The sequence below is a fragment of the Ohessyouella blattaphilus genome (genome assembly GCF_024721265.1).
GTDB classification, from domain to species: Bacteria; Bacillota; Clostridia; order Lachnospirales; family Lachnospiraceae; genus Aequitasia; species Aequitasia blattaphilus_A.
In genome coordinates, this window is sequence record NZ_JAMXOC010000001.1 from 470061 (window position 1) to 496953 (window position 26893).

Annotated in this window: 22 protein-coding genes and 2 pseudogenes; 2 read left to right on the forward strand and 22 right to left on the reverse strand. The window is 44.8% G+C overall.

Translation table 11 applies throughout. The features are described from left to right. The first annotated feature begins 25 nt into the window (after window positions 1-25). Window positions 26-811 (forward strand): HAD family hydrolase, encoded by a 786-nt coding sequence (locus NHH16_RS02035; RefSeq protein ID WP_262067921.1) that lies wholly within the window; start codon window positions 26-28, stop codon window positions 809-811. Between the two features lie 60 nt (window positions 812-871). On the opposite strand, the gene NHH16_RS02040 is transcribed toward NHH16_RS02035, so the two are convergent. The 15 genes from NHH16_RS02040 to NHH16_RS02110 form a co-directional block, all read right to left on the reverse strand. After that, entirely contained in the window at window positions 872-2179 is a 1308-nt protein-coding gene (locus NHH16_RS02040; RefSeq protein WP_262067922.1) for a sedoheptulokinase, read from the reverse strand. Between the two features lie 9 nt (window positions 2180-2188). Continuing rightward, complete coding sequence (locus tag NHH16_RS02045) at window positions 2189-4534, reverse strand: pyruvate formate lyase family protein (RefSeq protein WP_262067923.1); 2346 nt, start codon at window positions 4532-4534, stop codon at window positions 2189-2191. Window positions 4535-4546: 12 nt separating this feature from the next. Further along, window positions 4547-5275 (reverse strand): radical SAM protein, encoded by a 729-nt coding sequence (locus tag NHH16_RS02050; protein ID WP_262067924.1) that lies wholly within the window; start codon window positions 5273-5275, stop codon window positions 4547-4549. A gap of 15 nt (window positions 5276-5290) precedes the next feature. After that, the gene (locus tag NHH16_RS02055) at window positions 5291-6307 is read right to left on the reverse strand and encodes a GntR family transcriptional regulator (protein ID WP_262067925.1); all 1017 of its coding nucleotides are present in this window, start codon (window positions 6305-6307) and stop codon (window positions 5291-5293) included. Between the two features lie 125 nt (window positions 6308-6432). Beyond that, window positions 6433-7320, reverse strand: a complete 888-nt coding sequence (locus NHH16_RS02060; RefSeq protein WP_262067926.1) for a D-psicose 3-epimerase — start codon at window positions 7318-7320, stop codon at window positions 6433-6435. 12 nt (window positions 7321-7332) lie between these two features. Further along, complete coding sequence (locus tag NHH16_RS02065; protein WP_262067927.1) at window positions 7333-8436, reverse strand: ROK family transcriptional regulator; 1104 nt, start codon at window positions 8434-8436, stop codon at window positions 7333-7335. Between the two features lie 23 nt (window positions 8437-8459). Further along, window positions 8460-9407 (reverse strand): ABC transporter permease, encoded by a 948-nt coding sequence (locus tag NHH16_RS02070; protein WP_262067928.1) that lies wholly within the window; start codon window positions 9405-9407, stop codon window positions 8460-8462. Continuing rightward, window positions 9404-10927, reverse strand: coding sequence for a sugar ABC transporter ATP-binding protein (locus NHH16_RS02075; protein ID WP_262067929.1), 1524 nt, complete (start codon window positions 10925-10927; stop codon window positions 9404-9406). The genes NHH16_RS02070 and NHH16_RS02075 overlap by 4 nt, the downstream gene beginning before the upstream one ends. Before the next feature lie 91 nt (window positions 10928-11018). Beyond that, a complete protein-coding gene (locus NHH16_RS02080; RefSeq protein WP_262067930.1) occupies window positions 11019-12041 on the reverse strand; it encodes a sugar ABC transporter substrate-binding protein in 1023 nt (340 codons plus the stop codon). Window positions 12042-12153: 112 nt separating this feature from the next. Further along, window positions 12154-12930, reverse strand: coding sequence for an SDR family oxidoreductase (locus tag NHH16_RS02085; RefSeq protein ID WP_262067931.1), 777 nt, complete (start codon window positions 12928-12930; stop codon window positions 12154-12156). A gap of 168 nt (window positions 12931-13098) precedes the next feature. Continuing rightward, a complete protein-coding gene (locus NHH16_RS02090; protein WP_262067954.1) occupies window positions 13099-14145 on the reverse strand; it encodes an NAD(P)-dependent alcohol dehydrogenase in 1047 nt (348 codons plus the stop codon). Window positions 14146-14228: 83 nt separating this feature from the next. Further along, window positions 14229-15392, reverse strand: coding sequence for an ROK family protein (locus NHH16_RS02095; RefSeq protein ID WP_262067932.1), 1164 nt, complete (start codon window positions 15390-15392; stop codon window positions 14229-14231). A 79-nt stretch (window positions 15393-15471) separates the two neighbouring features. Continuing rightward, window positions 15472-16548: a M24 family metallopeptidase gene (locus tag NHH16_RS02100; RefSeq protein ID WP_262067933.1), complete on the reverse strand. Its 1077-nt coding sequence runs from the start codon at window positions 16546-16548 to the stop codon at window positions 15472-15474. An 11-nt stretch (window positions 16549-16559) separates the two neighbouring features. Next, window positions 16560-17615: a zinc-dependent alcohol dehydrogenase family protein gene (locus NHH16_RS02105; protein WP_262067934.1), complete on the reverse strand. Its 1056-nt coding sequence runs from the start codon at window positions 17613-17615 to the stop codon at window positions 16560-16562. Between the two features lie 90 nt (window positions 17616-17705). Next, window positions 17706-18596, reverse strand: a complete 891-nt coding sequence (locus tag NHH16_RS02110) for a helix-turn-helix domain-containing protein (protein ID WP_262067935.1) — start codon at window positions 18594-18596, stop codon at window positions 17706-17708. 130 nt (window positions 18597-18726) lie between these two features. On the opposite strand from NHH16_RS02110, the gene NHH16_RS02115 reads away from it, so the two are divergent. After that, window positions 18727-22020 carry a DUF5107 domain-containing protein gene (locus NHH16_RS02115; protein WP_262067936.1) on the forward strand — a complete coding sequence of 1098 codons (3294 nt, stop codon included), beginning with the start codon at window positions 18727-18729 and terminating at the stop codon, window positions 22018-22020. 66 nt (window positions 22021-22086) lie between these two features. Here NHH16_RS02115 and NHH16_RS02120 read toward each other — a convergent pair whose 3' ends face one another. The 7 genes and pseudogenes from NHH16_RS02120 to NHH16_RS02150 form a co-directional block, all read right to left on the reverse strand. Then, complete coding sequence (locus NHH16_RS02120) at window positions 22087-22956, reverse strand: D-psicose 3-epimerase (RefSeq protein ID WP_262067937.1); 870 nt, start codon at window positions 22954-22956, stop codon at window positions 22087-22089. Between the two features lie 20 nt (window positions 22957-22976). Further along, a complete protein-coding gene (locus NHH16_RS02125) occupies window positions 22977-23648 on the reverse strand; it encodes a fructose-6-phosphate aldolase (protein ID WP_262067938.1) in 672 nt (223 codons plus the stop codon). Beyond that, the gene (locus NHH16_RS02130) at window positions 23648-24676 is read right to left on the reverse strand and encodes an aldo/keto reductase (protein WP_262067939.1); all 1029 of its coding nucleotides are present in this window, start codon (window positions 24674-24676) and stop codon (window positions 23648-23650) included. The genes NHH16_RS02125 and NHH16_RS02130 overlap by 1 nt, the downstream gene beginning before the upstream one ends. Before the next feature lie 135 nt (window positions 24677-24811). Next, entirely contained in the window at window positions 24812-25129 is a 318-nt protein-coding gene (locus tag NHH16_RS02135) for a type II toxin-antitoxin system RelE/ParE family toxin (RefSeq protein WP_262067940.1), read from the reverse strand. Between the two features lie 5 nt (window positions 25130-25134). Continuing rightward, complete coding sequence (locus NHH16_RS02140) at window positions 25135-25401, reverse strand: type II toxin-antitoxin system Phd/YefM family antitoxin (RefSeq protein WP_262067941.1); 267 nt, start codon at window positions 25399-25401, stop codon at window positions 25135-25137. A 66-nt stretch (window positions 25402-25467) separates the two neighbouring features. Continuing rightward, window positions 25468-26535: pseudogene (locus NHH16_RS02145) on the reverse strand (amidohydrolase family protein); the annotation flags it as partial. Between the two features lie 139 nt (window positions 26536-26674). Next, window positions 26675-26893 (reverse strand): annotated as a pseudogene (locus tag NHH16_RS02150) (hypothetical protein); the annotation flags it as partial.

Consider the following 26893-nt stretch of genomic DNA (forward strand, 5'->3'; position numbering starts at 1 on the left):
TAAAAGCAACAAAAGGAGAATGACTATGATAAAGGTAGTAGCAAGTGACGTTGACGGAACCCTGATTCATGAATTAGGCGAAAGCATTTCCCCTCGTTTATTCGCACAAATAGAACAGCTTAAAGAAAAAGATATTCACTTTGTGGTGGCGAGCGGTCGCCCTTACGCCAATTTAAAGCGATTATTTGTGCCTCTCGAGGAAGAGATCGCTTACATATCCGAAAATGGTTCCTACTGCGTTGATAAAGATACCGTCTTTGCCAAAGGACTTATCGAAGCCCCCTTGGCCACCGAAATCCTCGAAGCCATTGATGAAATCGACGAATTGGTTTGTATCGTTTCCACGGATCACGTGATGTATACTAGCACCAAGCACCGAGAGTACACTGCCTCCGTCCTTAAAAATTACGATTACGAGGTTACGTATGTGGACAATTTGGCCACCGATATTGCCGAACCCATTATCAAAATCGCCACCTTTACCCCAGGTGATAACTTCGCCACCTTAGAGCACTTTAAAGCACTTTTTGGTGACCGGATTAAAGTGGTTACTGCCGGCAATGCCTGGGTAGACTTTATCTCCCCTATTGCCAATAAAGGTAGCAGCTTAAAGGCTTATTGCGAGCTGAAAGGCGTTAAGCCTGAAGAATGTATGGCCTTTGGCGATCAGTATAACGATGCGGAGATGCTAGCGTTCGCCGGTGAAAGCTATGCGATGGAAACTTGCGCACCGGGAGTAGAGAAGTATGCCAAACACCGAACCGCACTGGTGGAAGATACCTTGGATGAACTGTTAAGCGCTTTAAAATAGCCTTTTACGAATAAAAAAACGGATGAAGAAGTGAGAGTGTTCACTACTTCATCCGCTTTTTTACATCACCTCAAAAGCCACTCCACTAGCAGCTTCTTCTTTATTATCGGGAATAATGAGAGGCAATCCGAAGCGCTCGCTAATCATTTTCTGCATCACCGGGTTACAGCGGATACCGTTACCAGACCCCACTAAAGCCTGCAGTTTCCCCGCCCCCGCAGTCTTCGTATCCTTATAGCGATCATACAGCTCATCAATTATTCCCATTATCATTCCCTGAACCAAATCTTCCGGCATAAAGTTGGTAAGATCAAGCCCCGTTATCTCACCTCTAATTTCCGCATTCTCTCGCGTTCCAGAAAAGAAAGGTTTAACGATTAATCCCCCTGCTTTCGGGCTTTTTGCCCTCGCCATTTGTTCCATCTGCTGATACACATCTTCCTTCGATGCCTCTACGCCAAAATAGGTTAGCAACTGTCTTATAAACGCATCTAGTATCGCATACGCGCGACCGCCACACAAACCAGAGTGCACGGCTAGGTACTGGTCTTTGGCAAAGGGTCTGATCTCCATTCCCGGGATTTCCTCACATGAATCCACCAAAAAAGAAATCTGGCTTCCGGTGCCAATATTCACTAAGACACTGTTTTCGCGGTCAGAGAGCGCCCCCATAAAGCTGGCCTGATTATCACCGATTGCCAGGCCGACAGGTATCCCGTCTTTCGTTCGCCCTAGAGCCTTTCTCTCCCTGGACACTCGCGGAAAGAACTCGTAATCAAGTCCCGCCACTTCAATGTCCTTTCGCCGAAAACCCTGCTTTTCATTATCATAGAACCCTAAGCTGGCAGCATTGGTGATGTCCATTAAAGGTGACTTACGCCTTGTCAACTGCATTCCTAGGTAATCACCGATGGTGCAAAAGGAAACCGCCTCCCGCGGTATCTCTCCGCGACGAGCATGAGCATAGAGGGTAACCCCGCCAAATCCAGTGGCAAACTTTGCCCCTAATAACTGGTTAAGATGCTCGGCGTAGCTTTTGCCCTCTCGGTACGGCTGGTCGCCGGTACCGTCCTGCCAGGTATAAAGGGGGCTAATCGCCTCGCCCGCCTGATTCACATAAAGAATACCGTGCATTTGTCCGGTAATGCCGATATAGCCAATATCCGGCACTTCCCTTTGAATCTCTTCGATAGCTTGACTAACGATTGTCATAATGCGACCAGGGTCTTGGATCTTCTCCCATATCTTTGGCGAAGTCAAAAATGTATCATTTCTAAGCGTCCATGCCTTTAAGACGCGGCGTTCTTCTAGTTCACATAACACCAGCGAAATACTGGTGGTACCAATATCAATTCCCAGAGTTTTCATCTGTACCTCCTATAATGCCGTGGACGCCATATCGAGACGTCTAATAATGTCCTGCTGAATAGCTGGCGACAAGTCTAAGAAATTAACAAACGTTCCGTGAATCCGCATAATATACACGCCGCTAGGAGCATATTTCTTCGGCTCTGCTAGCACCTTACGCAAAGTCTCGGGCGTGGTAACATTTACATATAGATAAAATGGTGCAATTTCATCCGTATACCCAGAATTAAAAAATAACGGATTGATAATTTTCCGGACAAATTCTACCCCTTTTCCCTCGTTCGTTTGCTCTCTGAAAAACTTAGGATCAATGCCAAAATGCGAGGCATAACCGCCATTCATCTTCTCAAAAGGCAGAGCCATATTGGAAAGAATCCGAAAGCCCATCCCTTCTCCTGCTTCACCGGCAAAAGGATCCACCCCGTAATTAAGCATTTCTCTAGCACCCCTGCCATCAGGCGTAGCCCCGACCCAGTAACCGTAAAGCAAATGGGTTGAAGGCGTTGCATAGTCTGGCCTAAAGGGATTGCCCAGATAATTCTTCTTACGGTAGAGAAGGTCGGAGACCCGGTTAACGATCTCTTCTGCCTCTCGGTCTACCTCTTCGATATGGTTCCCGAATTTTGGGTAACTACGGAGTCGCTCACGCAAATCCTCATAGCCCACAAAATTCGCCCTAAGAGCCGGTAGTAAGCGTTCGCTCATAGAGGGTTCCTCTGCTAATAAATGGCGAATGGCCACAAAAGAGTCCGCTAATACCGACAGACCGTGAATCAGACAGCCACTACCGTTGTACTTGGTCCCTTGCTCTTTTGGATCTCTAACGTCAACCCCCGTTTCCGCTCCGCCCATAAAGCAACTAAGGAAAGGCACTCGTAGATTTGACAAAGCCACGCTAGCACCATTTGCATGAGCGACCATCCGGTCCACAAAGGGTTCTAGATTCCTATAAAAACCTTCTTTAATCTCCGCCAGCGATGTTTCTGGTAAATCATAAAGTTTCTCTTCAGTTACCAGAGAAGTCCCGCCAGTCAGGGTAAGCTCCAGGATTTTCGGAAGATTCAGCCAACTATTCGTGGTGTTTCCATTGTCTTTTCCCATAATCAGCGGCTCTTGGCAACCTGCCACCGAATAATCCGGAAGGTCTTCTTTCTCTACGCCGTTTCTCTCCAGTAACGGAAAGACGGCATCGTCGTTAAACAAAGAAGGCGTGAGTAACCCTGGCGTGAAAAAGAACCGTCCCAGTTCTTCATAAAGCTCTGCTGGCGTATTCTTATGAAGCTTTACCGAGAGAATCGGTTGCGGTAAATTCATATCAAAATACGCATCCAAAAGGGCGTAGGACGTAAGGTTCGTCAAATCCTTTCCCGCTAAGTCCCGGCCCCCGATAATTAAATTCTGAGAAATCGCCCAGCTGCGATCAGCCACATTAAAGAAGACTAGGAAGTGCTTAAAAAGAGCTGCCGCATCTTCTCTACTCATCTGAGTCTTCGCCCGATAGGGTTCAAAAATACGGTCCGCATTGCCCACAGAAAAGGCAAACGGATTCGGCGTCTGCTCTAAGCACATGGTCTGCCATAAAAGCAGAAAACTTTGAATCGCCTCACGTAAGTTACTAGCGCCGTACTCCGGTACCCGCTCAAGAACCTTGTTCATCTCCTGCAATTGCTCAAGCCGCTCCCCACTTGCTCCTTCTAAAGCTTCTACTACTAGAGCCTGATACCGCTCCTTTAAGATTAGAACGGCTGATAGGGCAATCTTAAAGGCCTCCAGATTGTCCTTATGGATAGCATCTTCGGTCTTTGCAATGCTCTCATCAAGCCTCTTAAGAAGCTCTTTTACGCCAATCTCTAAGACTTCTCGTAAGTCCGGAATCAGATGTCCTGTTACTTGTTCAAAGAAATAGGCAACCTCTTTCGTATCCCCGGCTGCATCTGCATAGACACCATTTAGTTCCTTCACATAAGCCGTCTGTTCATTAAACTTCTTAACCTTTTCAATCCGCTCCTTCGTGATCTCCTCGCTTGGTTCAATGTCGCCAAAGACCGCCAAAGGATCACAGTAGCCTGAGAATTCCTCCACCTTAAAGGCGGGATTGATCAGGGCATAGCTTCTAGCAAAGGAATCGTCCTGGGTCCCTACGAAAATACTGTACTCACTAATTGTAAGGGGAATCGCCTTCACCATTTCCACTAAGGAATAGGCACACTGCTTCTCGGTACTTAGCTCCTGATATTTTTCAAAACTTTGGGCGGCCCTTTCTTTGGCCAAAAACCAACCATCTAGCCGCATCTTCCGCCGCTCTTCTTTAAAGAGCTCTTTGGCCATTTCTGTTATACGCTCTGCCTTTACCATCTCTTTTTCCTCCTATGTTCTGACAACCTGTAATCCGCTCTCCCGGTATTTCCTCTCATACTCCTGTTTAATCTCTGGTTTAATATAGCCATCTACCATCTGGTAAACAAGCCCTAACTTTGCCCACTTGTCTTTTCCGTATTCATGGAAGCTAAGAAGCTCGAACTGAAGCTTTTCTAGGGGTAGGGTTTGGTAAAAGGCCAAAAACCCTTCTATATCTTCTCTCTCATCATTAAATCCGTGGATAAGCGGCGTGCGAATCAAGATTTCCTTACCCGAATCCGCCAAAGCCCCCAAATTCTCTTTAATCCGTTCGTTACCAATTCCCACCGCTTGACGATGTTTTTCCTCATCGTAATGCTTCAAATCGATAATTAAGTGATCGATAAAAGGGGCTAGCTCTAATAAATTCGGTGACGCCCCGTTCGTCTCGATGCAAGTATCTATCCCTAGCTTCTTAAGCTCTTTTAAAATCGCTTGCAAGCTCGTAAACTGTAAAGTTGCTTCACCACCGGTAAACGTCACCCCACCGCCATCGAAAAACATCAGCTTACTACTGACAATCTCCTGAATCAAGTCAGATACAGTCACAGAAATGGCTTCCCGGCTAGATAGCGCTAGCCCTTCCGGATTCGCGCACCAAGGGCAGCGCATATTGCACCCCTGAAGGTGATATACGAGACGATTCCCTGGGCCATCCTGGGAATAATTAAAGCCCTTTTGAAAGTACAAAATATTCATCCATCTATCCTCTACCTATCTACTAATCAACTGTCCCGGAACCTTTATGCTCTTCGCCTGCCACGTCCCCTCACCGCTACATTGAGCCGTCAAGGAAGCGAGTACGGCTGTTGCCGACTGGCCATAATCCTGAGCCACGGTGGTAATGTTATACGCCTGGGACTGGGGAAATTCGTCGATAGAATAAATGCGTACATCCCGGCCCTTTTCCTCACCGAGAACTCGTCCAAGTGCCAGGCCGATTTCTCCAGAACCACAGAAAACGTCAGCGGTAGCCGGAAGCTTACTTACAATTCCGCGAAGCTCTTCATCAGGATTCATCCTCTGCTTCCAAGAAACCGTTCGCACTGCCACCTGCCCCTTTTGCTCCCGGCGATAAATATCCTCACGACACTTTACGCTATAAACCTGATAATTATCCCAGCCCAGATACAGAGCCGGTCGCCTGGTCTTTCCAGCGGCTTTCAGTAAGTCTGTAATCGCTTTCTGATTATCCATTAGCACCCGGTCTGCGTACTTCTCCTGAATATCCGTATCAAAAAAAGTCATATTCATCCCTATCGCCCGTAGCCTTTTAAGCTTATCTTCATCTAAAGGCTCATCATCCGGCCAGATAACCGTATTATAGAGCTCTCGCTTATAAAGCTTAAAGAGACAATCCTCCAGACTCTTATACTTCGACTTCTGCACGTAGATAAGCAGAATATCCTGCTTATCGAGAATCGTCTGCAAGGCCTCGATAAAGCTTGAGAAGAAAGGCGTCTTCGCCGGCGCCACCAAACAGATAGAGTCTAAGCTATCCTTATGCCCTAAGTTATGAAAAGCAATCTGTGTGCCCCTTCCCACTTCTCTTTGTAAAAGCTGCTCCTGCCCAAGCTCTGCTAACGCCTTTCTAACGGTCACTCGGCTCACACCTAGCTCCTCGGACAACGCCCGCTCTGAGGGCAAGCGCTCCCCTTCATTATAGATACCGTTAAAAATCGCCTGAGCAATATGCCTTTTTACCTTGATATATAAATCTGTCGCTTCCATAGTCTTCACTCCTCTTCTAATATTGGTATTATACTACAATACCAATCAATATACAAGACACCCTTGAGGAAAATCTAGAAGTCCGAAAAAATAGGCGAATGAACTCATTCATTCGCCTGGTCTGTTTACATATCGTATTTTCTTAGCATGCTCTGAGTAAATTCTAGTAAGCCTTTGGCGGCAACATCTAGCTTTTCTTCCGTGGGATCAGGAATCAAATTGCGCCACGTCTTAATATCCCGGCCAACTTCTCCGCCCATCTGCACGAAAGGCTCGGAGACAATATTGCCTTTAAAGTCAATATCCTTAAGAGCTTTAAAGACTTTATCCCAGTCAAGGGTTCCCATTCCTGGTGGCTTACGATTATTCTCGCCTGTATGGAAGCTTTTTAATAAGCTGCCGGCATGGCGAATCGCCTCACCCATATCGTTCTCTTCAATATTCATGTGATACGTATCCAGTAAAACCCCCACATTATCGAGTCCCACTTCTTTTACGTAATCCACTGCTTCCACTGCGGTATTTAAAACCACACCTTCAAAACGGTTAACCGCTTCCACACAGTACGTAACACCGTAACCGGCTGCCGAACCAGCAATCTCCTTCATGCAGTTAATGCTGCGTTCTCTACGTACTTGCTTATCGTCATAGTTAATGATTTCACTAGGACTGCCCCAGCCTTCATAGCTAACACCAGAGATGATATCGCCACCTAAATAGGCTACCTTCTCAACGATTCGTTTTAAATACTCTACACCGCCACTGCGGACACTGCTATCGGCACTGGTCAAATCGTACTTCTTATCTAACCCAACACTAAACGTTAGTAAAACCCCTGCATCCGCTGCCGCTTTTTTTATTTCATCCAAACGACTATTATCCATTTCTAGGAGTGGTTGAGCTTGAAATTCTAAAATATCAAAACCGATTTTCGCTGCCTTATTAATGTACTTAATATGGTCTGCTGCCCAGTTCTCTTCCCAGAAATTCATGAATATACCAAGTTTATTCATCTATCTCCTCCACTAAATACTCTCAAAAAAATCATCGATATAATTAAGAGCCGCTCCAGCCGCCGCCGATTCCACTTTATACTTACAAGGCAAGATGTAATCCATCGCCTTCTCTTTCGTAAAGGGACTGCGAGCGTCTACCCTTCTGGCTAGCTCTTCTAAGTGCTCCTCAATGTAAGCACCGATATAACCACCAATAATCACTTTACTATCAAACAACATCCGAATATTGTGAATACCTATCGCCAATTCATTTAGATACGTATCCCACATTTCTGCTGCTTTTTTATCACCTTGCCCTAAAAGCTCAAAAAATTCTTCCAAGTTGCCATCTGTGTATTCATCTAATTTGGTCGCCCGACAAACCGTATCAAAGCAACCATAACGACCACAATAGCACTGTTCGCCGCCTTCGCGAACCACCAAGGTGTGACCAATTTCACCGCTTTTTAAAGTATCGCCTACATACATCTTGTTGTCGATAATCACCGAACCGCCAACACTATTATTTAGACTTAAATAAAAGGCATTCTTAAGGGTGCCATCAATCCACGCCTCAGCGTGTCCTGACATCTCCGAATCATGAAAGAGACGGTTGCGATAAGGAACGTATTTGGCAATCCGCTTCCTCGTCGCCCCGGTAAAATTAAGAGTCATACCATAGGTAACGTCCTCGCCGTCTTCCGAGACTAGGCTCTGGACAGCTATCCCTACTCCCAGGAGCTGCTCATCGCTCACATCTGTTTTGCGTTTCACACTCTCTACTAACTCACCGATCTTCTTAAGATACTCTTCATCCTCAAGATTAAATCGCGTCCGCACTTTTTCCTTTACTATCACCTGACCGTTTAAATCCACCGATACAGCAGTCATATGATTCTTCGTCAAATAGATTCCGATAGCAATTCGCGCCTGAGAAGCACCAGCGTAAGCAACCGCATTACGCCCTCCGGTGTTCTCGATCTTTGTCGGTGTTTCTACCACACCTAATTCCATTAAATATTGTAAATTATTTGAAACTGTTGGAAGACTGAGCTTCAAGCCAAAAACAATATCCTGTTTGGAAACCGGTCCGTTCCTTCGCACATATTGATAAATTAATTGACTTTTTCTCATAGCTCCACCCTTCACAACACCTTTTAGTTAGCTTTTCTCTTTTTCTGGATACAATCGAAGCCTACTGCTAAGGCTAATACAACACCCATAACAATATCCTGAACGTAAGAATTAATATTCATTAGTACCATGCCGTTTTGAAGAGCGCCGATGATAAATGTACCAGCCACAACGCCAGACATCTTACCGTAACCACCCGTTACGGAAACACCACCGAGAACCACACAAGTGATAACATCGAACTCATAACCAAGACCTGCTGTTGCCATTCCTGAATTAACCCGAGATAACATAACGATACCTGCTAATCCAGCAAAGAAACCAGAGATGGCAAACACTAAATATTTAATTCTTCCTACGCGAATACCAGATAACTTCGCCGCTTCTATATTACCACCAACTGCATAGAAATATCTACCAAAATATGTTTTATTAAGGATAAATGACCCTAAAGCAAAACAAAGTGCCATAATAATAACCGGTACCGGAATAATACCTACGTACCCCTGGCCGAACACCTTAAACTTTTCGGTAAAGCCGTTAATCGGCAAACCACCGGAGATAATAAGAGCCAAACCTTGGAAAGCCGTCTGGACCGCGAAGGTAGCGATAATCGCTGGCATTCCAACAGTCGAAACCATGAAACCGTTTAATAAACCGATTACGGTGGAGGCCAATAAGGTAAGGATAATTGCCAACCACATATTCATGCCCATATGCACCATAAAGTACGCACAGATAATATTAACAAATGAAATAATCGTACCCGTCGATAAGTCGATGTCACCAAGTAAGATAACAAAGGTCATACCGATTGAAGCAATTCCGTACATCGATACCTGACGTAACAGAGTTAAAATATTGTTCGGGTTTACGAAACGAGGATTGGCAATGGTAAAAACAATTACTAGAAAAATCAGCACCAGCCAAATCGCTTTATCCTTTAATTGATATACTACTTTACTCTTCATACAGTCTTCTCCTCCTCGATACTGGTACGGGCTTCAGATGCGAACTCCATAATTACTTCTTGATTAAATTCTTCTTTAGCAAGTTCGCCGGTCATTTTCCCTTCTGATAACACCACAATCCGATCTGACATTCCCATCAACTCTTCCATTTCCGAAGAGATCATCAAAATCGCTTTTCCTTCTTTTTCCACAAGATCATTCATTATTTTATAAATTTCGTATTTGGCACCAACGTCAATTCCTCTAGTCGGCTCATCAAAGATAATAAGCTCAGAGTTTGCCGCTAGCCACCGTCCCAGAATTACCTTCTGCTGGTTACCACCGCTTAAGTTCTTCATTAGCTGATGTAAACTCGGAGTCTTAATCGCCATATTCTCCCGATATTTTTCAGCCGTTGCTACCTCTTTCTTAGAATTGATAACACTGAGCGTCGAGTTCTTCTCGTAAATCGGCATATTGATATTGTCCTTAATGGAAATCCCCAGCATCGCTCCGTGACGCTTCCGGTCTTCTGGCACAAGGGCAATCCCGGTATCGATAGCTTCCCGCGGCGTCTTCGGATTTACTTCCTTGCCATTAATAAACATCTGGCCCGACTGCCTTTTCGCTGCCCCAAAAATCATTTCTGCTAGCTCTGTCCGGCCAGCACCAACGAGACCACCAAGTCCAAGAATCTCACCTTTATGGACCTTTAAGCTAATATTTTCATCGCCGTTTCCGGTTAGGTCTTTCACTTCTAAGACTACCTGACTCTTATCGATGCAATCCCCTCTCGGCGGATAAGTCTCTGTCAACTCACGACCTACCATTAGCTTAATCAGTTCTTGTACATGACTTTCGCTAGTCTGTAACGTCTTAACGTATTCGCCATCTCGGAGAACGAGAATTCTATCCGATAGACGATATATCTCTTCCAATCTATGAGATATGTAGATAATGGAAATCCCTTCTTTGCGAAGCCTCTCAACCACTCTAAACATACTCTCAACTTCGGCACTGGTTAGGGGTGCTGAAGGTTCATCCATAATCAAAATTTTGGCATCCTGCTGGATAGCCTTAGCGATTTCCACCATTTGCTGGTAACCAACCGTCAAATCCTTCATTAACGTCTTAGGATTGATCTTGATTCGCAGCTGCTCAAACGCCTTTGCCGCTTCTCTTTCCATCGCCTTCTTATCAACAACTATACCTTTTTTTATCGGGCGCCCAAGAAATAAGTTCTCAGCTGCCGATAGCTCTTTTACATTATTAAATTCCTGATAAATAATTGCAATTCCATTTTCCGCTGCTAACTGCGGCGTCATACTGTCATATTCTTTGCCATTTACAATAATCTTGCCAGAAGTCGGGATTACCGCTCCCGAACAGCATTTGATAAGGGTTGATTTCCCAGCACCATTTTCCCCGATTAACGCCAGAATTTCGCCTTTTCTAAGTTCCAGGGTCACGTCTTTTAAAGCTACAACACCGGGATATTCTTTTCTTATATGTTCTAATTGTAATACATATTCTTCACTCATATTTTTCCCTCACGGCCGTATTTATTGTTTGGAGGCGGTTTAAAGTAAACCGCCTCCAATTTGTTAGTCATTTCCTACTTATTTGCCGTTATTACATTCCAGCGATGATATCATCAACATCGTCTACTGTAATCGCTCTTGTTGGTCTAACAACATTCTTATCACCTGAGAAGTCTTCGCCGCTAAGGATTCTCTTGTACATTTCTAGACAAGCTTTAGCTGTATCAAGGCTTGATCCTTCAAAGCCTACGATTGCGCGAACTGCTTCGTCGCCAGCTTTAAGAGATTCTAATTGTTGCATAGTAACGTCAGTTGTGATAACGCCAACATTCTCAGGAATCTTGCCAGCGCCGCCAAATTTTTGTAATAAAGCTTCGTTTGCACCGATCATCGCGCCTGCACCAACACCTGCAAAGATTGTACAGTCAGGGTGTGCCTGAAGAACGGTCTCTACGTTTGCAAGAGCTTTATCCGCTTCAATACCTTCTACAGAAGCTACGATTTCGAATACGCCATCATCACAGAACTCTTCCAGACCTTCTTTAATACCAGTTTCTCTTTCTAGAAGAACCTTCGTTGAAGGATAGCCGATTGTACATACTTTCGCTGGAGCATCTTTCGTGTAGTTAGCGTTGATGAATTCAGCTGTTGCTTCACCGATGTCTCTACCAAGAGCGGTGTTGTCAAGAATCCAGTTAGCGGTGGTGTTTTCCATTGGATCATCCCAGCACATTACTTTAATACCAGCATCGAGAGCTTCCCCACAAATACCCTCAACCGCTTCTGCATCAGAAGGGTGAACCATGATCAGATCACAGCCTGAAGTAATAAAGTTTTCAATCTGGCTTACTTGAGTCGGAGCGTTGTCGCTACAGTCTACTAATGTATACTCATAGCCTTCTTCTTTAAGCAATTCTTCTAACTTGCCCATAACGCCTGCCCAGTAATCATTCTTCAGTGATTGAATCGTGATACCAATCTTCTCTTTGCCGCCGCTATCCTTGTCAGAATCGCCATCAGCTGAACCACCGTCATCCGACTTGCCGCCACAGCCCATCAATAACATAGATACCATTACGACACACAGCAGTACACTCAAAATCCTCTTCTTCATACACTTTTTCCTCCTTATGTGTAAGTTGTTTTTTTGTCCGGTTACTTTTTTCCGGACTTTATTCGACAATTATCTTTACGATAATTAATCAAAACACAGACAGTATCGCTTTTTAGAAGCTTGTAAAGGCTCCATCAACGATAAAATCAGAACCGGTAGTAAATGGACTACTATCCCCTGCTAAGTAGACACAAATACCTTGAAGCTCTTCCGGCTTACCGATACGACCCATGGGGCCGATTTTATTCCACTCTTCCACCAAAGGCTTAAGCTTTGGATCATTGCTGATTAATTCGGTGCCGATGTAACCTGGGCTAATGCAGTTCACCCGCACGTTCTTCTTCGCCCATTCTACCGCCATCGACTTCGTCAGCATAATAACGCCAGCCTTTGAAGCATTGTAAGCGCATTGTGGTTGGGGCACATTAACGATGTGACCAGACATGGAAGCGGTATTGATAATGGAACCGTAGCCCTGCTTTAACATCACTTGACCAGCTGCTTGAGCAGTTAAGAACACCCCGTTTAGATTGATGTTAATGACCTTCATCCAAGCTTCATAGGACATTTCTTCTGCAGGTTCGTTGATACAGATACCGGCATTATTAAAGGCTACGTCTAATTTACCAAACGTCTCAACTACTTTTGCTACCATGGCCTTAACGTCGTCAGGATCTGTTACATCGCACTTAATAGCGATGGTCTTAACGCCGTTCTTCTCGGCAATTTCCTTGGCGGTCTTCTCGGCCTCAGCGATATCCACATCCACAATCGCTAAATCCGCTCCCGCTTCAGCAAAGCCCGTTGCTACGCTTTTACCAATTCCTCTGGCACCGCCAGTTACGTAAATCGCCTTTCCATCCAGTCTCATTTTTTCCATTATGCCCATTACCATAACCTCCTACTTATTTGTCGAAACCATTTTTGCAAGCCGTTTTGATATTTGCTTTTTTAAAACGGTTTTATAAATCTGCTTTTATTATATTGCCTAGGCTTGTATTGTGCAATATGCAAAAAGAAACAAAATTTTCATTAACAATTTGTTCATATTTGCTAATTAGGAGATTTTGATAACGGATTTTACGATTTCATTCTTCTCTTTCACACTGCGATCCATCGCGTTTTGCACATCGTCAAACTCGAAAATATTCGTCACAATCCCTTTTAAGTTCACCTTTCCTTTTCGCACCGCCTCAATCGCTACTGGATATAGGTTCCGGTAACGGAATACGGTTTTGAAGGTTAATTCTTTATCTAGAGCTAGGCTCATCATTAGATTTGACATGCCAGTCTTGCCGTAGCCAACCATCACGATGTTAGAGCCTTTTCGTAAAATCTGAATCCCTTGATTGGCAGCAATTTCTTGACCTGAAGTCTCGATAGCTAGGTCAAAGCCTTCACCACCTGTCACTTCGCTAGCCCAAGCAAGGATATCCTGATCCCGGCTATTAAACGTGCCATCGGCGCCTAGTTCCATCGCCTTCTCTAAACGCTTATCAATTACATCTACTACATATACTTCCGAGACGCCAAAAGCCTTTAAAGCCATCATCGATACCAAACCGATACAGCCCGAACCGAAGACAACCGCCTTCTGTCCGATATGCGCCTCTCCTTGAGAAGCGGCGTGAAAACCAACGGCTAAAGGTTCAATTAAAGCCCCTTCTAAAGTACTCATATTCTCCGGAAGCTTAAAACAAAGGTCCGCCGGGTGAGCTACGTACTCCTGGAAGACACCGTCAACCGGTGGGGTAGCAAAAAAGATGACATCGTTACACAAATTGTATTTACCCTCTTTACAGAAACGACACTTTCCACAGGTCTTTCCTGGCTCTAGAGCAACTTTATCGCCTATTTTTAGGCTTTTCACATTTTCGCCCACCGCTGTCACCACGCCGCCTGGCTCATGTCCTAAGACGAAGGGCGGTTCCACTACGTAATCGCCAATTCGTCCTTCTTCATAATAGTGCATATCACTACCACAAATCCCGACATATTCTAGCTTAACTAGCACTTCATCCGCCGTCGGTACTGGCACTGGACGGGTAACATAATCAATCTTGCCGATGCCAGTCATCACTGCTACTTTCATTTCTGATTTTATTTCTTTGTTCATCTTCTATCTTCCTTTCATATTGTTAATTAATTACTTTATTAATTCGTTTATTAAAGTTGGTAAAAATTTAACTAGATCTTTAAAATTGCTTCTTCTACAAGAAAGACGGCTGCCCCTAAGGCTGCTGCCTCCACTTTATACTTGCAGGTGCGCAAAAAGTCCCTTTTTTTCTTAAAGATAATCCGCTGCTCCACGTAAGCTTTAAAGTCTTCAAGGTAAGGCTCCATAAAGCTCCCCACGTAACCGCCGAGAACGATATCACAGTCCATACTCATCACCAACATATCGACGGCATAGGCTAAATTATCCAAATACTCTTGCCATACTTGCTGGTGCTTTTTACTTCCTGCCTCTAACTTAGGAAAGAACTCTTCTAGCTTACCGTCTTCCATAGAGGCCAGTACAAGCGCGGAACAATAAGGATCCAAACACCCCTCCTTGCCACAATAACACGTCCTACCTTCGGGGCGAATCACCACGTGACCAAACTCGCCACCTTCCCAGTTATCACCTACGTACATATTTCGGTAATACCCTAGTCCACCCTGATTATTCGCTCCCGTCTCCAAAAGAATGGCACCACCGACGGTATTGCTTAAAGAAAGATAGATTAAGCTCTCATTGCGATTGCTACCAGCACACTCGGCAATCGCGCCAGCATTGGCGTCATTAGCTAAGATGCAAGGAAAATCGATGTACTTACACAAATCATCTGCCGTCAATTCCTCTGTGATCTGAAGCGTGTGGGATTTCTTAATTACGTTACGATTGGCATCTACAATTCCCGGAATAGCTACACCAATCCCACGGATTTTACTTTCGTCGATTTGATAATCAGCAATAAAACTTTTCAGCTCTTCACCTAGTACTTGGCGATATGCTTCCGTATTGGCGAAACGTCGTCGCTGCCGGCGATAAGCCACCACATCTTCTGAAAAATCTGTGCTTACAATACCGATATGATTTCTCGTGATATCAATCCCTAAGAACAAAAAGGCATCCTTAATGACCCCATAAGCTTTCGCCTTACGGCCGCCCGTTGAAGCAAGCTCACCCACTTCTTCTACCACCCCAGCCGCACATAGCTCACCAACAATCGTTAAGACCGTCGGCCCGCTCATGCGAAGGGCCGCAGCAATTTCTGGCATACTGGCTTCCGCTACCGTATTAAGATAGCGGAAAACCCGATTGCGATTTATCTTCTTTACTTCCTTGCTGCTCGTCCCTTTTACCATGCCTTCACCAACTTTATTAAACATTTTAATTAAGTATTTATATAATGAATAATATCATTAGTGAACCCATTGTGCAAGACTAATTTATCACTTTTATATCTGCTGCTCCAAATGTCCCATAAGGAGTCTTAACCGTAGTCCGCGGCCACTTGCCACTATCGGTAAAATTCTCTACGCCATTTTCATTCAAATACGTAGTATCTTCGCATTTCGTTCCTGTAATCGTCGGGTTCCAAGCAAAGACATACCCTGTTTGCATGGCCCCTGGTGTGGTTTCGCTAACCACGATTTCTCGGCAAGCGTACCCGGTGGGTCCTCCTTGGTGGTGGAGACGCCACTCGCCGGCATAGCCTGCCTCTTCGTATAGATGTATAACCTCTGAAAAATAATCTTGGTATTTCTTCCCTGCCTCAAGAAGGCCTTGCATTCCAGCAAAGATATACTGAACACCCTTCATCTTCTCTGCTAACTCAGCAGGCACCTCGCCAAAGCAAACCATTCTTGTAAGACTTATGTATAGGCCGTACTTTTCCCCACCGAGAACAATCATTAGCGTCTTCTCGATAGCCTTATCCGTCGGCGCTGGGTGACGAAATTTATTGATACGCTCATCACTCCCCACCAGGACGCAGTCCGGTGCTACCCCGGCGGATAGACACATTTTCTCGAGCCTTGTAGCGACACTTTTTTCCGTCTCACCGGGGCGGCTATTTACAATCACTTCTTCTACTATTTCCGCCATCTGCTTACCGATTTCCCGGTAGTGCTCAATATCCTCCTCACGTAAATCTAGGCGCAACTCTACTAGCTGGGCCTCAATACTCGGAGTGTCAAGCACACCACAATCACTCATCATCCGCCGACCTTCACAGTACTCCGTAAGAAACGGCACCACGCCTACTTCCCAAGGCACTTCCACCATCTTCGCCCCAAGACGATTCTGTTCTTCATTCATCCGCCTAGCATCGCTTACATCCGCTACTAGTAAAAGCTCATCCGCTGTCACCACCAGATAGGCCACACCCATCTCGGTGGCGGTTAGAATTTCATTGCGGTCCCCTTCTGTAAGCCAGAGATAATTGTCTTGACGTCCCAAGATTACCCCAGTGTAATCATTTATCTGTAAAAACTCGCGTAAACGCTGTAAATTTGTCATAAGCGACCTCGCTATTCCATGTTAATACACACTTTACCCGTTTTTCCCGTAGCAAAGACCCGGAAGGCTTCATCGGCGTCTTCCAAATTAAAGCGATGGGTGATAATCTGCGACGGATGTATCTTCTTCCGATCTAATAAATCAACTAAATTCTCCATATTGGCCATGGAAGTCACCCATGATCCCAATAGAGATAGGTTCTTATGAAGTAACAATGGACTCGGTTCAAAAGAAACCGTACCTTGCTCACCGAGGAACGTGACTCTGCCCCACATTCTCGCAGCTTCAAGACACTTATGGCGTCCCGCTGCACTACCAGAGCAATCAATCGCCACTTCTACCCCTTTACCACCAGTAAATTCCATAATCTCTGGCAAAGCATCGGCACCGGTAAACACCGCGTCCGCGCCCACTTTCTTCGCCATCTCGGCTCTTTCTTCCGATAAGTCAACGCCGATTACCCTTGCGCCTAAAGCTTTGGCTAAAATAACCGTTGCCTGACCAACTGGTCCAAGACCCATTACTAAGACATTGTCTCTACCGGATACTTCTGCCCGCAGAAGTCCTTGGTAGGCGGTACCAAAACCACAAGCGATCATCGCCCCGTCTTCGTAAGTCAAAAATTCTGGCAAGTGAATACAAGTCGCTGCATCTGCTACCATATATTCGCCCATCGCGCCGTCTCGTTGCCAACCATACGCTCTTCGCTCAGGATTAGGACAGTTGATAAAGTAGCCCTTACGACATTCGTCGCAGTAGCCACAACCTTGAATGTGATATACCGTAACCCGGTCACCCTCTTTAAAATCGAGAACCCCTTCGCCAACAGCCACTACCTGACCGCTAGGTTCATGACCGCAAATCACGTTATCGTAGCGCGCGCCGCCTGTCTTATCGGTGTGCTCATGGTAAATGTACTTAAGATCACTACCACAGATGCTAGCTGCTTTCATCTTTAATAACACTTGTCCGTGACCCGGTGTGGGAACATCGTATTCGCCAGCCGCTACTGTAGAGTCTCCTGGCAGCTTCATTCCTAACATTCTTCTTGGAAGTTCATATTTCATTCTCGTATCCTCCATGGTTTATTTATGCCTCAATTTTAGCACCTTTAACACCTCATAGGAATTAACTATCATTGAAAATGATGGACTATGTTACTGTCTTTGTAGGTAGTTCCCATTTCGGTACTCCTTCGGTGATACCCCGATTACTTTTTTAAAAATCCGTGAAAAATAATAGGGGTCTTCATACCCTAACTCCTGACTGATTTCTACTATATAACGGTCAGTAGCCTTTAGTAGCTTACACGCCTCTTGCATTTTTAAGTTAATAAAAAAATCAATCGGCGCTTTATCCGTATACTTCTTAAAGGTAGCATTTAGATAACTCTTCGAAAGCCCTAGTTCATCGGCAAGAGCATCTAACGTCAAGACCTTATCTAGATTGCGGTACATATACCGGATACTCATGGTTACGTGTTTGTTCTGTTTACTGGCTTCATCCACCTTCTCACGGAAATAGAACTCCGAAAGAATCAGCGACAACACCTGAGACATATAGATGAAGTTACCCAGAGTATAATTGCGGCGCAGTACCCGGAAAAGGATATCAAATAAGGTAATGATACGACTTTCCCCTGCCTGAGAGTTCAGCTCAATGATCTGCTTTCTAGAAAGGGGATAGTATGCCGCGTTTTCTCCTTTAAAATGCACCCAGAAGATACTCCAAGGATTTTCCTCACTGGCATAGTACTCGTGCCGCTCGCCTGCAGGGATCGTAAAGGCCTCATGGTCTCGCAAATGATACTTTTCTCCTTCGACGACAATGGTCCCCTCACCTTCCATACAGTAGATTAAGATATTCTCCTCGCCGCCCTCCTCTCGCTCGCGGTAATGATGTAAGGCCTTAGGGAAAAAACCGATATCCGTCAGAAACAAGCCCCTGATTAAAGGATGATCCTTATAATCGCTGAAGCTTTCCATCGGTATCACAATATATTGTTCATCTTTGAAACCATCTTTTTTCTTATCTTCTCTATTTAACATATTTTCATGTTAGCAATAATATGTAATATTGTCCATCTTTTTCATTTATATGATATTCTTTTTGCTCATTCTTTGTGGTAACTTTTACTTAAACTTACATAAGTAAATTTGATAAAGGAGAGATTTTAAAATGAAAAATAATGAATCTGTAAAGGTTTGGCAAGACGAAATAACCCTCCCTACGTATCCCGTAGCACCACCGGAAAAAGCACCCCTTTTTATCGAAAGTCGCGCCTATCAAGGTAGCTCAGGTAAGGTCTATCCGCTACCGGTAACCGAAAAGATAGAAGACAAACCCGTAGACCAAACGTATCAGGCGATCTATCTGGAAAACCAGTATTTAAAAGTAATGATTCTTCCCGAGCTTGGCGGACGAATTCAACGAGCATACGACAAAACCAACGACTACGATTTTGTCTATTATAACCATGTAATCAAGCCAGCCCTAGTCGGTCTTACCGGCCCTTGGATTTCTGGCGGAATCGAATTCAACTGGCCGCAACACCATCGTCCTACTACGTATTCACCAGTCGAATACGCTTATGAAGAAAATGCCGATGGTTCTGCTACCGTCTTTGTTAGTGAATTAGATCAAATGTACGGAACCAAGGGTATGGGAAAATTCACCCTTTATCCAGATAAAGCTTATATTGAAATCAAGGGACAACTTTATAACAACACCGACTTGCCTCAGACATTCCTCTGGTGGGCGAATCCGGCAGTACCTGTCAATGATCACACCTATTCTGTCTTCCCACCGGATGTTAACGCTGTTATGGACCATGGCAAACGAGCAGTCTCTACTTTCCCGATCGCCACCGGCGAGTACTATAAGTTCGACTACTCTGAGGGTGTAGACATCTCCATGTATAAAAACGTGGAAGTGCCGACCTCCTACATGGCTGCCCATTCCGACTACGACTTTATCGGTAACTACGACGGCCAATTAGAAGCCGGTTTGCTTCACGTAGCCGATCACCACATCTCTCCTGGAAAGAAACAGTGGACTTGGGGAAATGCTGATTTTGGTCAAGCCTGGGATCGCAACCTAACCGACGAAGACGGCCCGTATATCGAGTTGATGACTGGTGTCTATACCGATAACCAACCGGATTTTACTTGGTTAAAACCACATGAAGAAAAGACCTTCACCCAGTACTTTATGCCTTATAAAGGGGTGGGCCGAGTAAAGAACGCAACGAAAAACGCGGCGGCTAATCTAACCTTTGGAAATGGCATCGGCGAAGTCGCCATCTATACTACCGCTGCTTATGAAAATTTGCGCCTTACAATTAATGACAGTGACGGGGGCGTTATCTATGAGAAGAGCCTAACCCTAGATCCTGGCTCCTCCTTTACCGATACCTTTACCAGTGAATTAACTGCTGATAGTAGCACTGGCTGCACCTTAATGCTGACTACTTCTAAGGGTGAAACCCTTGTTAGCTATACCGTTCCTAAAACCGAGCTTGCGGCTACGCCGGAACCGGCAGAGAAACTGCCAGCACCGCTAGAACTAAAGTCTACGGAAGAGCTATACTTAGCCGGTCAGCACTTAGAGCAGTATCGCCACGCTACCAGAGAACCTGCGGATTATTACGAAGAAGGACTTCGCCGGGACCCTACGGACATTCGCCTCAATAACGCTTACGGTCTCCTCAAAATGCGCCGGGGACACTTAGAAGAAGCAAAAGCGCTTTTTGAAGCTGCTATCAACAAACAAACCTGGAAGAACCCCAATCCATATTACGGGGAAAGCTACTTTAACCTAGGACTGGTTCAGGTACTTTTAGGTGAGGATGCCCAGGCATATGACGCTTTCTACAAATCCACCTGGAGTTACGAAACCGAAAGCCCAGGCTATTACTGGCTAGCAACTCTTGCTTGTAAGCAAAAGAATTATGAAAGTGCTCTCGAGTTCCTGGGACAATCGCTTCTACGTAACTGGCATGATATTAAGGCTCGCACCCTAAAGATTGCCTGCCTTAGAGCTCTTGGACGAGATACCAAAGAAGAGCTTACACGCGCTTTGGAAATCGATCCTTTATACATCGGTCTCCTTTTCGAAGAAGGACACTGCACTGGTGACTTTACCAAGTTCCAAAAGGTAATGAGAGGTTGCATCAACAATTACCTAGAGCTTGCGCTCCTTTATATGGATGCCGGACTATACGCGGACGCGTTAGCAATTTTAGAAAACATAACCACCTTATCACCTATGGCCAACTACTACCAAGGCTATATTTATCAGCTCCTTGGAGATAGTAAGAAAGCACTTCTTGCCTATCAGGCCGGGGAAAAGGTGAATCCTGATGGTTGCTTCCCTAGCAAGATTATCGAGATGTTAATTCTGACAGACGCGACTAAGGTCCTACCAGAAGCGCCTTTTGCTAATTACTATTTAGGAAACCTCCTCTACGATAAGAAGCAATATAAAGCCGCAACGAAGCGCTGGGAAACCTGCACGAATCTGCGCCCTGACTACGGCATGGCTTACCGCAATCTCTCTATCGCTTATTACAATAAAGAAAAGAACCCAGAAAAAGCGCTAGCTGCAATTGAGAAAGCCTACACGTTAGACCCAGATTACCCTAGACTACTGATGGAATACGATCAGATGCGTGCCATTAACCGAGTTGCACCAGAGGCACGTTTAGAGCTTCTAGAAGAGAAACTAGGAGTAGTCAAAGAACGAGACGCTCTTTACGTTAATTACATCAACCTTCTAAACCTTACCGGTAAATACACCGAAGCCCTTGACCACATCAGCAATCATCTGTTCCATCCATGGGAAGGCGGCGAAGGCAAGGTAAGCGGCGCTTATCGCTACGCGTTAACCGGCAATGCCATTAAGGCGATGGGAGCTGGCAATTACCAAGAGGCGATTGCTCTCTTAGAAAAGACCTTAACTTATCCAGAGAACTTAGGAGAAGGAAAGCTACCTAACGTCCAGGACAATATCGCTCACTACTACTTAGGAAAATGCTACCAGGCACAAGGCATGGATGAGAAAGCGCACCACTATTTCATTCTCGCCTCTAAAGGTATCGATGAGCCTGCAAGCGTTCTTTACTATAACGATCAACCTTCTGACACCATGCTCTATCAAGGACTCGCATGTGAAGAACTAGCCGATAACAAAAGTGCCAAGAGAAACTATCACCTACTTAAATCTTTCGGTGAGAAACATCTCTTCGATGAGGTGGAATACGACTTCTTCGCAGTCTCTCTGCCAGAATTCAACATCTACCAGGAAGACATCGGCGATAACAACGTAACGTATTGCAACTACTTAATCGCTCTTAGCGAAATCGGTCTAAAGAACTACTCCGAAGCCGAAAGACGGTTACACGAACTATTAGAAGTTCATCCAGACCACCAAGGAGCTTTGATGCACCTTAAATATATTGAAAGAATGAAATAGGCAGTAAATAAAAACAGGGAACTTTTGAAGTGATATTTTCTTCAAAAGTTCCCTTTCGTTCTTAACTTAACCCATAACTTTCTTCAAGTATGCCGCTGAATTTCCGGCTGCGCTATCTAGCGTCTCCATCCTATCATCACTTAAGAGATTACGCCAAACCTTAATATCGGCGCCAACCTTTCCGCCTTTGGTAACGAATGGCTCCATCACCACCGGTCCAGAAAAATCTATCTCGTTTAAGATTTCCCCAATCTTTTCCCAGGACATAAGCGTCCCCGCAAGAGGCGGACGTCTATTGGCTTCTCCTACGTGTAGCTCGCCTAAATAATCTCCTGTTTCTCTAATGGCTTCTAAGAGGTTATCCTCTTCAATATTCATGTGAAAGGTATCTAGTAAAACCTTGACATTAGGCCGATCCACCTCTTTCACGTAAGCCAAGGCTTCTTTGGCGGTATTGATTACATAGCCTTCAAAGCGATTCAACGCTTCCATATAAAGAGTAATGTCATATTCTGCCGCCAAATCAGCAATTACTTTCATATTTTCAATACTAACTCGCGTATCCCCTTCCTTATCGACACCACTTGCATAATCTACCGGCCAATAAGAATACAGCGCTCCCCCAAGACTCTTAATGCCCGCAATCTGCATTTTACGAAAAATATCGCGGTAAAAGCGAATGGCTCGCGCCACTGTCGCCTCCTCCTTAGAAGCCGTATTGTGAGCCGGAATCGGACCATAGCCACCAGTCAGCTCTATTCCGTACTTAAGTGATTCAGCCCGCATTTCTTCAAAAAAGGAATCCGGGCGCTGGTCAAAATCAGCACATGCCACCTCTAAGACATCAAACCCTAAATCCTTCACCTTCTTGATAAAGGGAATGGGATTTCCGCCCCACTCTTTTTCCCAATAAGAACAGTAAATACCTATCTTCATTCTCTCCACTTCCTTTCTTCTTACAGCTCGTAGATTCGTTTATTTCCATAAAGGGCTTCCCAGTCCTCTTTAAAACGGCCAACCGTCTCCGTAATCAAAGCGCTCTCTACCATCTCTCGGTAAAGCTCTGGCGTCGTGGTCACCGCATAAGCACCACCAGCAAATGATTGCAACACTTGATCGGCATTCTTAAGACTCGCCACAATAATTTTCGTTCCTAGATTGTGTTCTTTAAAGAGCGAAGCCATTTGTCTAATACTATCTGCCGCAGCAATCCCTTCGTTACACATCCGGTTATAATAAGGAGCCACGTAATCCGCTCCGGCAATCCCTGCCATCACTCCTTGCGACACTTGATAAATAGCAGTAGCCGTTACCTTATACCCTTTTTCCTTTAAGGTCTTGATAGTCTTAAGTCCTTCCTCGTTTGTGGGCACTTTGATAAAGGTCTCTTTACCTACACAAGCCGTAATCGCCCCCGCTTCTCTCACCATTTCTTCACAAGTGGAACCAGTCACCTGGATATGAAAATCCTTATCACCAATCACCTCTCTAATCTCTGTTATGAGGGGAAAGAAGTCGCGTTTTTCCTTCGTCAAAATCGTCGGATTCGTGGTCACACCGAGAACCTGATATATCTCCAAACCTGCTTTGATTTTCTCTACATTTGCACTATCTAATACTATCTTCATTAGTTCTCCTTCCATCCTGTCCGATCAATCACACCTTCCAAATCCCAAATATTTCGCCAATCCTTCGCGCCTGGCCATAAAAACACCTTCGCCTTTATCAGCCGGTCACCTTTATCCGCCTTTTCGATAATCCTCATCTCTTCTTCTGAAAGCGGGTCGCTGTAAACCGCCTTGTAATTATCGGTATACTCGCTTTCTTTTACTGAAAAAGGTACGGGAATATGCCCTCTCTGGGTTGCCCACTTTAGACATACCAAGGCGGGATGAACGCTGTGACGCTTCGCTATCTCCACTAGCTCTGACATCTTAAACACTTCTATATCTGTGACTTCTGTATCTCTCGCTGGCCGCTCCGCTGAGCCAAGTGGCGAATAGGCAAGGGGTATTACCCCCTGCTCCTGACAGTAACGAAAGAGTTCTGGCTGCTGAAAAGCTGGATGCATCTCCACTTCGTTAAAAACCGGCCGCCGCCGACAAAGAGGCAACACTTCTCTTAACTTCGGAATCGTCATATTAGAAACGCCAATATACCGTACCAAGCCTGCATCCACTAGTGCTTCCATCTGAGTCCAGGTAGCCATAAACTCGTCTACAAAGAAAGGCCTGGCGTCCGGGTGGCGGTCATCGATCCCCGCTCCCGGCGCGTGATAATTAGGAAAAGGCCAGTGAACCAAATAGGCATCCAAATAATCTAACTGCAAATCCTTTAGCGTCTTCTTTAAAGCCGCTATTACCTTCCCAGGGCCGTGCATATCGTTCCATAATTTCGATAGGATAAAAAGCTCCTCTCTCTTTACCAAGCCCTGTGCAAATGCCTGCTGATAGACCCTGCCGATATCCTCTTCATTTCCATAGGCTGCCGCTCCGTCAAAAAAACGATAACCTGCTTTAATCGCTCCGAGAACGGCGGCGGCAACCTCTGATGACTTGTACTTATCGTTGCCAAAAGTCCCCATGCCGATAATTGGCAAGCTTTTTCCATCCTTAGAGGTTACCTCTGGAAGATTAGCATTCCTTAAAATATCCATCTCCCCCTCCTCCTTTATTTTCATTCTCTCCATTTGGTATTATGGCATAATACCACTTTGTGTATAATATACCCAATCTACCGCCGAAAGTCAACGAAAAATCGCCACCATTTAAAGGTGGCGATTTTATTATTTTTAGCGAACAAACCATTCATAATCCTTACGACAATCAAGAATATATTCCACATACACTACATCATCTTGAATTTGGTAAAGAACAAGATACCATTTCTCGATAAACATTTTGTGATATTTGTTCGGAGTAATATGTGATTCCTCAAAAAAAGGAAAACGCTGAGGCATCCGACAAAGAGAACGCATTGAAGCCATAATTTCTTTACTCTTTGCTGTCGCTGCCTCCTTATTAACTTCTGCCATAAAGCGGATATGCATTCCTAGTTGTTTCTTTGCCCGGTCAGAAACTATTACCTTATACTTCTTATCTATTGCCATATATACTAGACCTCTGCAATTACATCATCAAGATAAGCTTCTAACTCATCAAGGGTACTACCATATCTTCCTGACACTCTATCTTCTTCAACAGCAAGCAGTTCTTCCCTTAATTTTAGTAGCTTTTCTCGTCTATTGTAAGTTTCAATATCCATGACCACCAAATCTCCCTCACCATTCTTAGTAAGAAATACAGGCTCTGAAGTTTTTCTACATATATCGGCAATTTCATTATAATTTTGACGAATTGCTGCAGATGGACGAATATTCATATTAATACCTCCTAACAATCTAATAGTAGTATTCTATCCATATTATACCTTTTTAGTACAATCTCGTCAATATTTTCCCAGGTATTGCTTTACTTTTGCTTTCGCCTCCCCAGTTACCCTCTCCTCATCAATGCCTTTTAGTCTTCCGTCCTGCACGACTACTTTACCATTCACAATGGTTAAGTCAACGCTCTTTTTAAGTCCCACGGTTCCTAACATGTTTGGCTCATCTAGATCAGCTCCGACTAATTCTAAGCATTCTCTATTAATAGCAAAAAAGCCAGCAGCCTTTCCGGCGGCCAGAGCACCTATATCATCCCGACCAAGGATTTTTGCACTGCCATTTGTCGCTAGCTTAAGAATCTCATAACCTGTAGGGGCGCTAGCGCTTTCGTTTAAGCGGTGCAAAAGATAGGCAACCCGAATCTCTTCTAGTAAATTAGAACCATCGTTACTGGCGCTGCCATCTACCGCCAAACCTACTGGCACCCCTGCTTTAATAAGCTCTGGAATACGGGCTATCCCCGAAGATAGCTTCATATTCGAGATTGGACAGTGGGCAATTCCCGTCTGGGTCTTCGCTAAGACATCAATTTCCTCATCGTTAAAGTAAATACCGTGAGCATACCATACATCACTTCCTACCCAGTCTAGGGATTCCATGAGCGCCAAGGGGCGCATACCAAATCGCTCCTGGACAAAGTTGACCTCATCCTGAGTCTCCGCCAGATGAGTGTGTAACCTTACTCCGTAATCCCGGCCTAGCTTCGCTGTCTCCCGCATTAAATCTAAAGCAACGCTAAAAGGCGAACAAGGGGCCAACGCGATATTACGCATGGAAAAGCGTTCCTGATCATGAAAGCTCTCAATCATCTTCTGAGAATCTTTTAAAATCGTCTCCACATCCTGCACTACACTATCAGGTGGCAAGCCGCCATCCTTTTTTCCTTAAGACATACTGCCTCTAGAGGCGAACATGCGAATTCCTAATTCCTCAGCTGCTTGAAACTGGGTCTGAATGAACTCCTCCGAACCTGTCTTCGGAAAGACGTAGTGGTGATCAAAACAGGTGGTGCAGCCATTTTTCAACAGCTCACCCATCCCTGTTAAGGAGCTATAATGAATAACCAACTCCCAATGCCTATGCTTGGAAGTGGTATCTTGCGCACCGAAGTGCGAACAAGGATGTAAGTCTTCGACTTACTTTACTAGCCGTAACACTTTCGTCTTTCGAACCTGTATTGTACAGGCTGTTCGTGCCATGAAGGCGGTCTCATGCCGCCACTATCCGTTTGACCGGAATACTTTTACAGTTTAAATCTCGAAGATTAATAACCTTAGGCGATTCTAATGCTTCTCTTTTTATCTCTAGAGAAGATGTTGGAATCGCTTTTCTCATTATGTTAGCCGCTGCGTTTACATCTGCATTTAAAACGACACCTGACCCAGAAGCATATAAACCTCTTTTGATTCGATTGCCGCTAAAAATCGG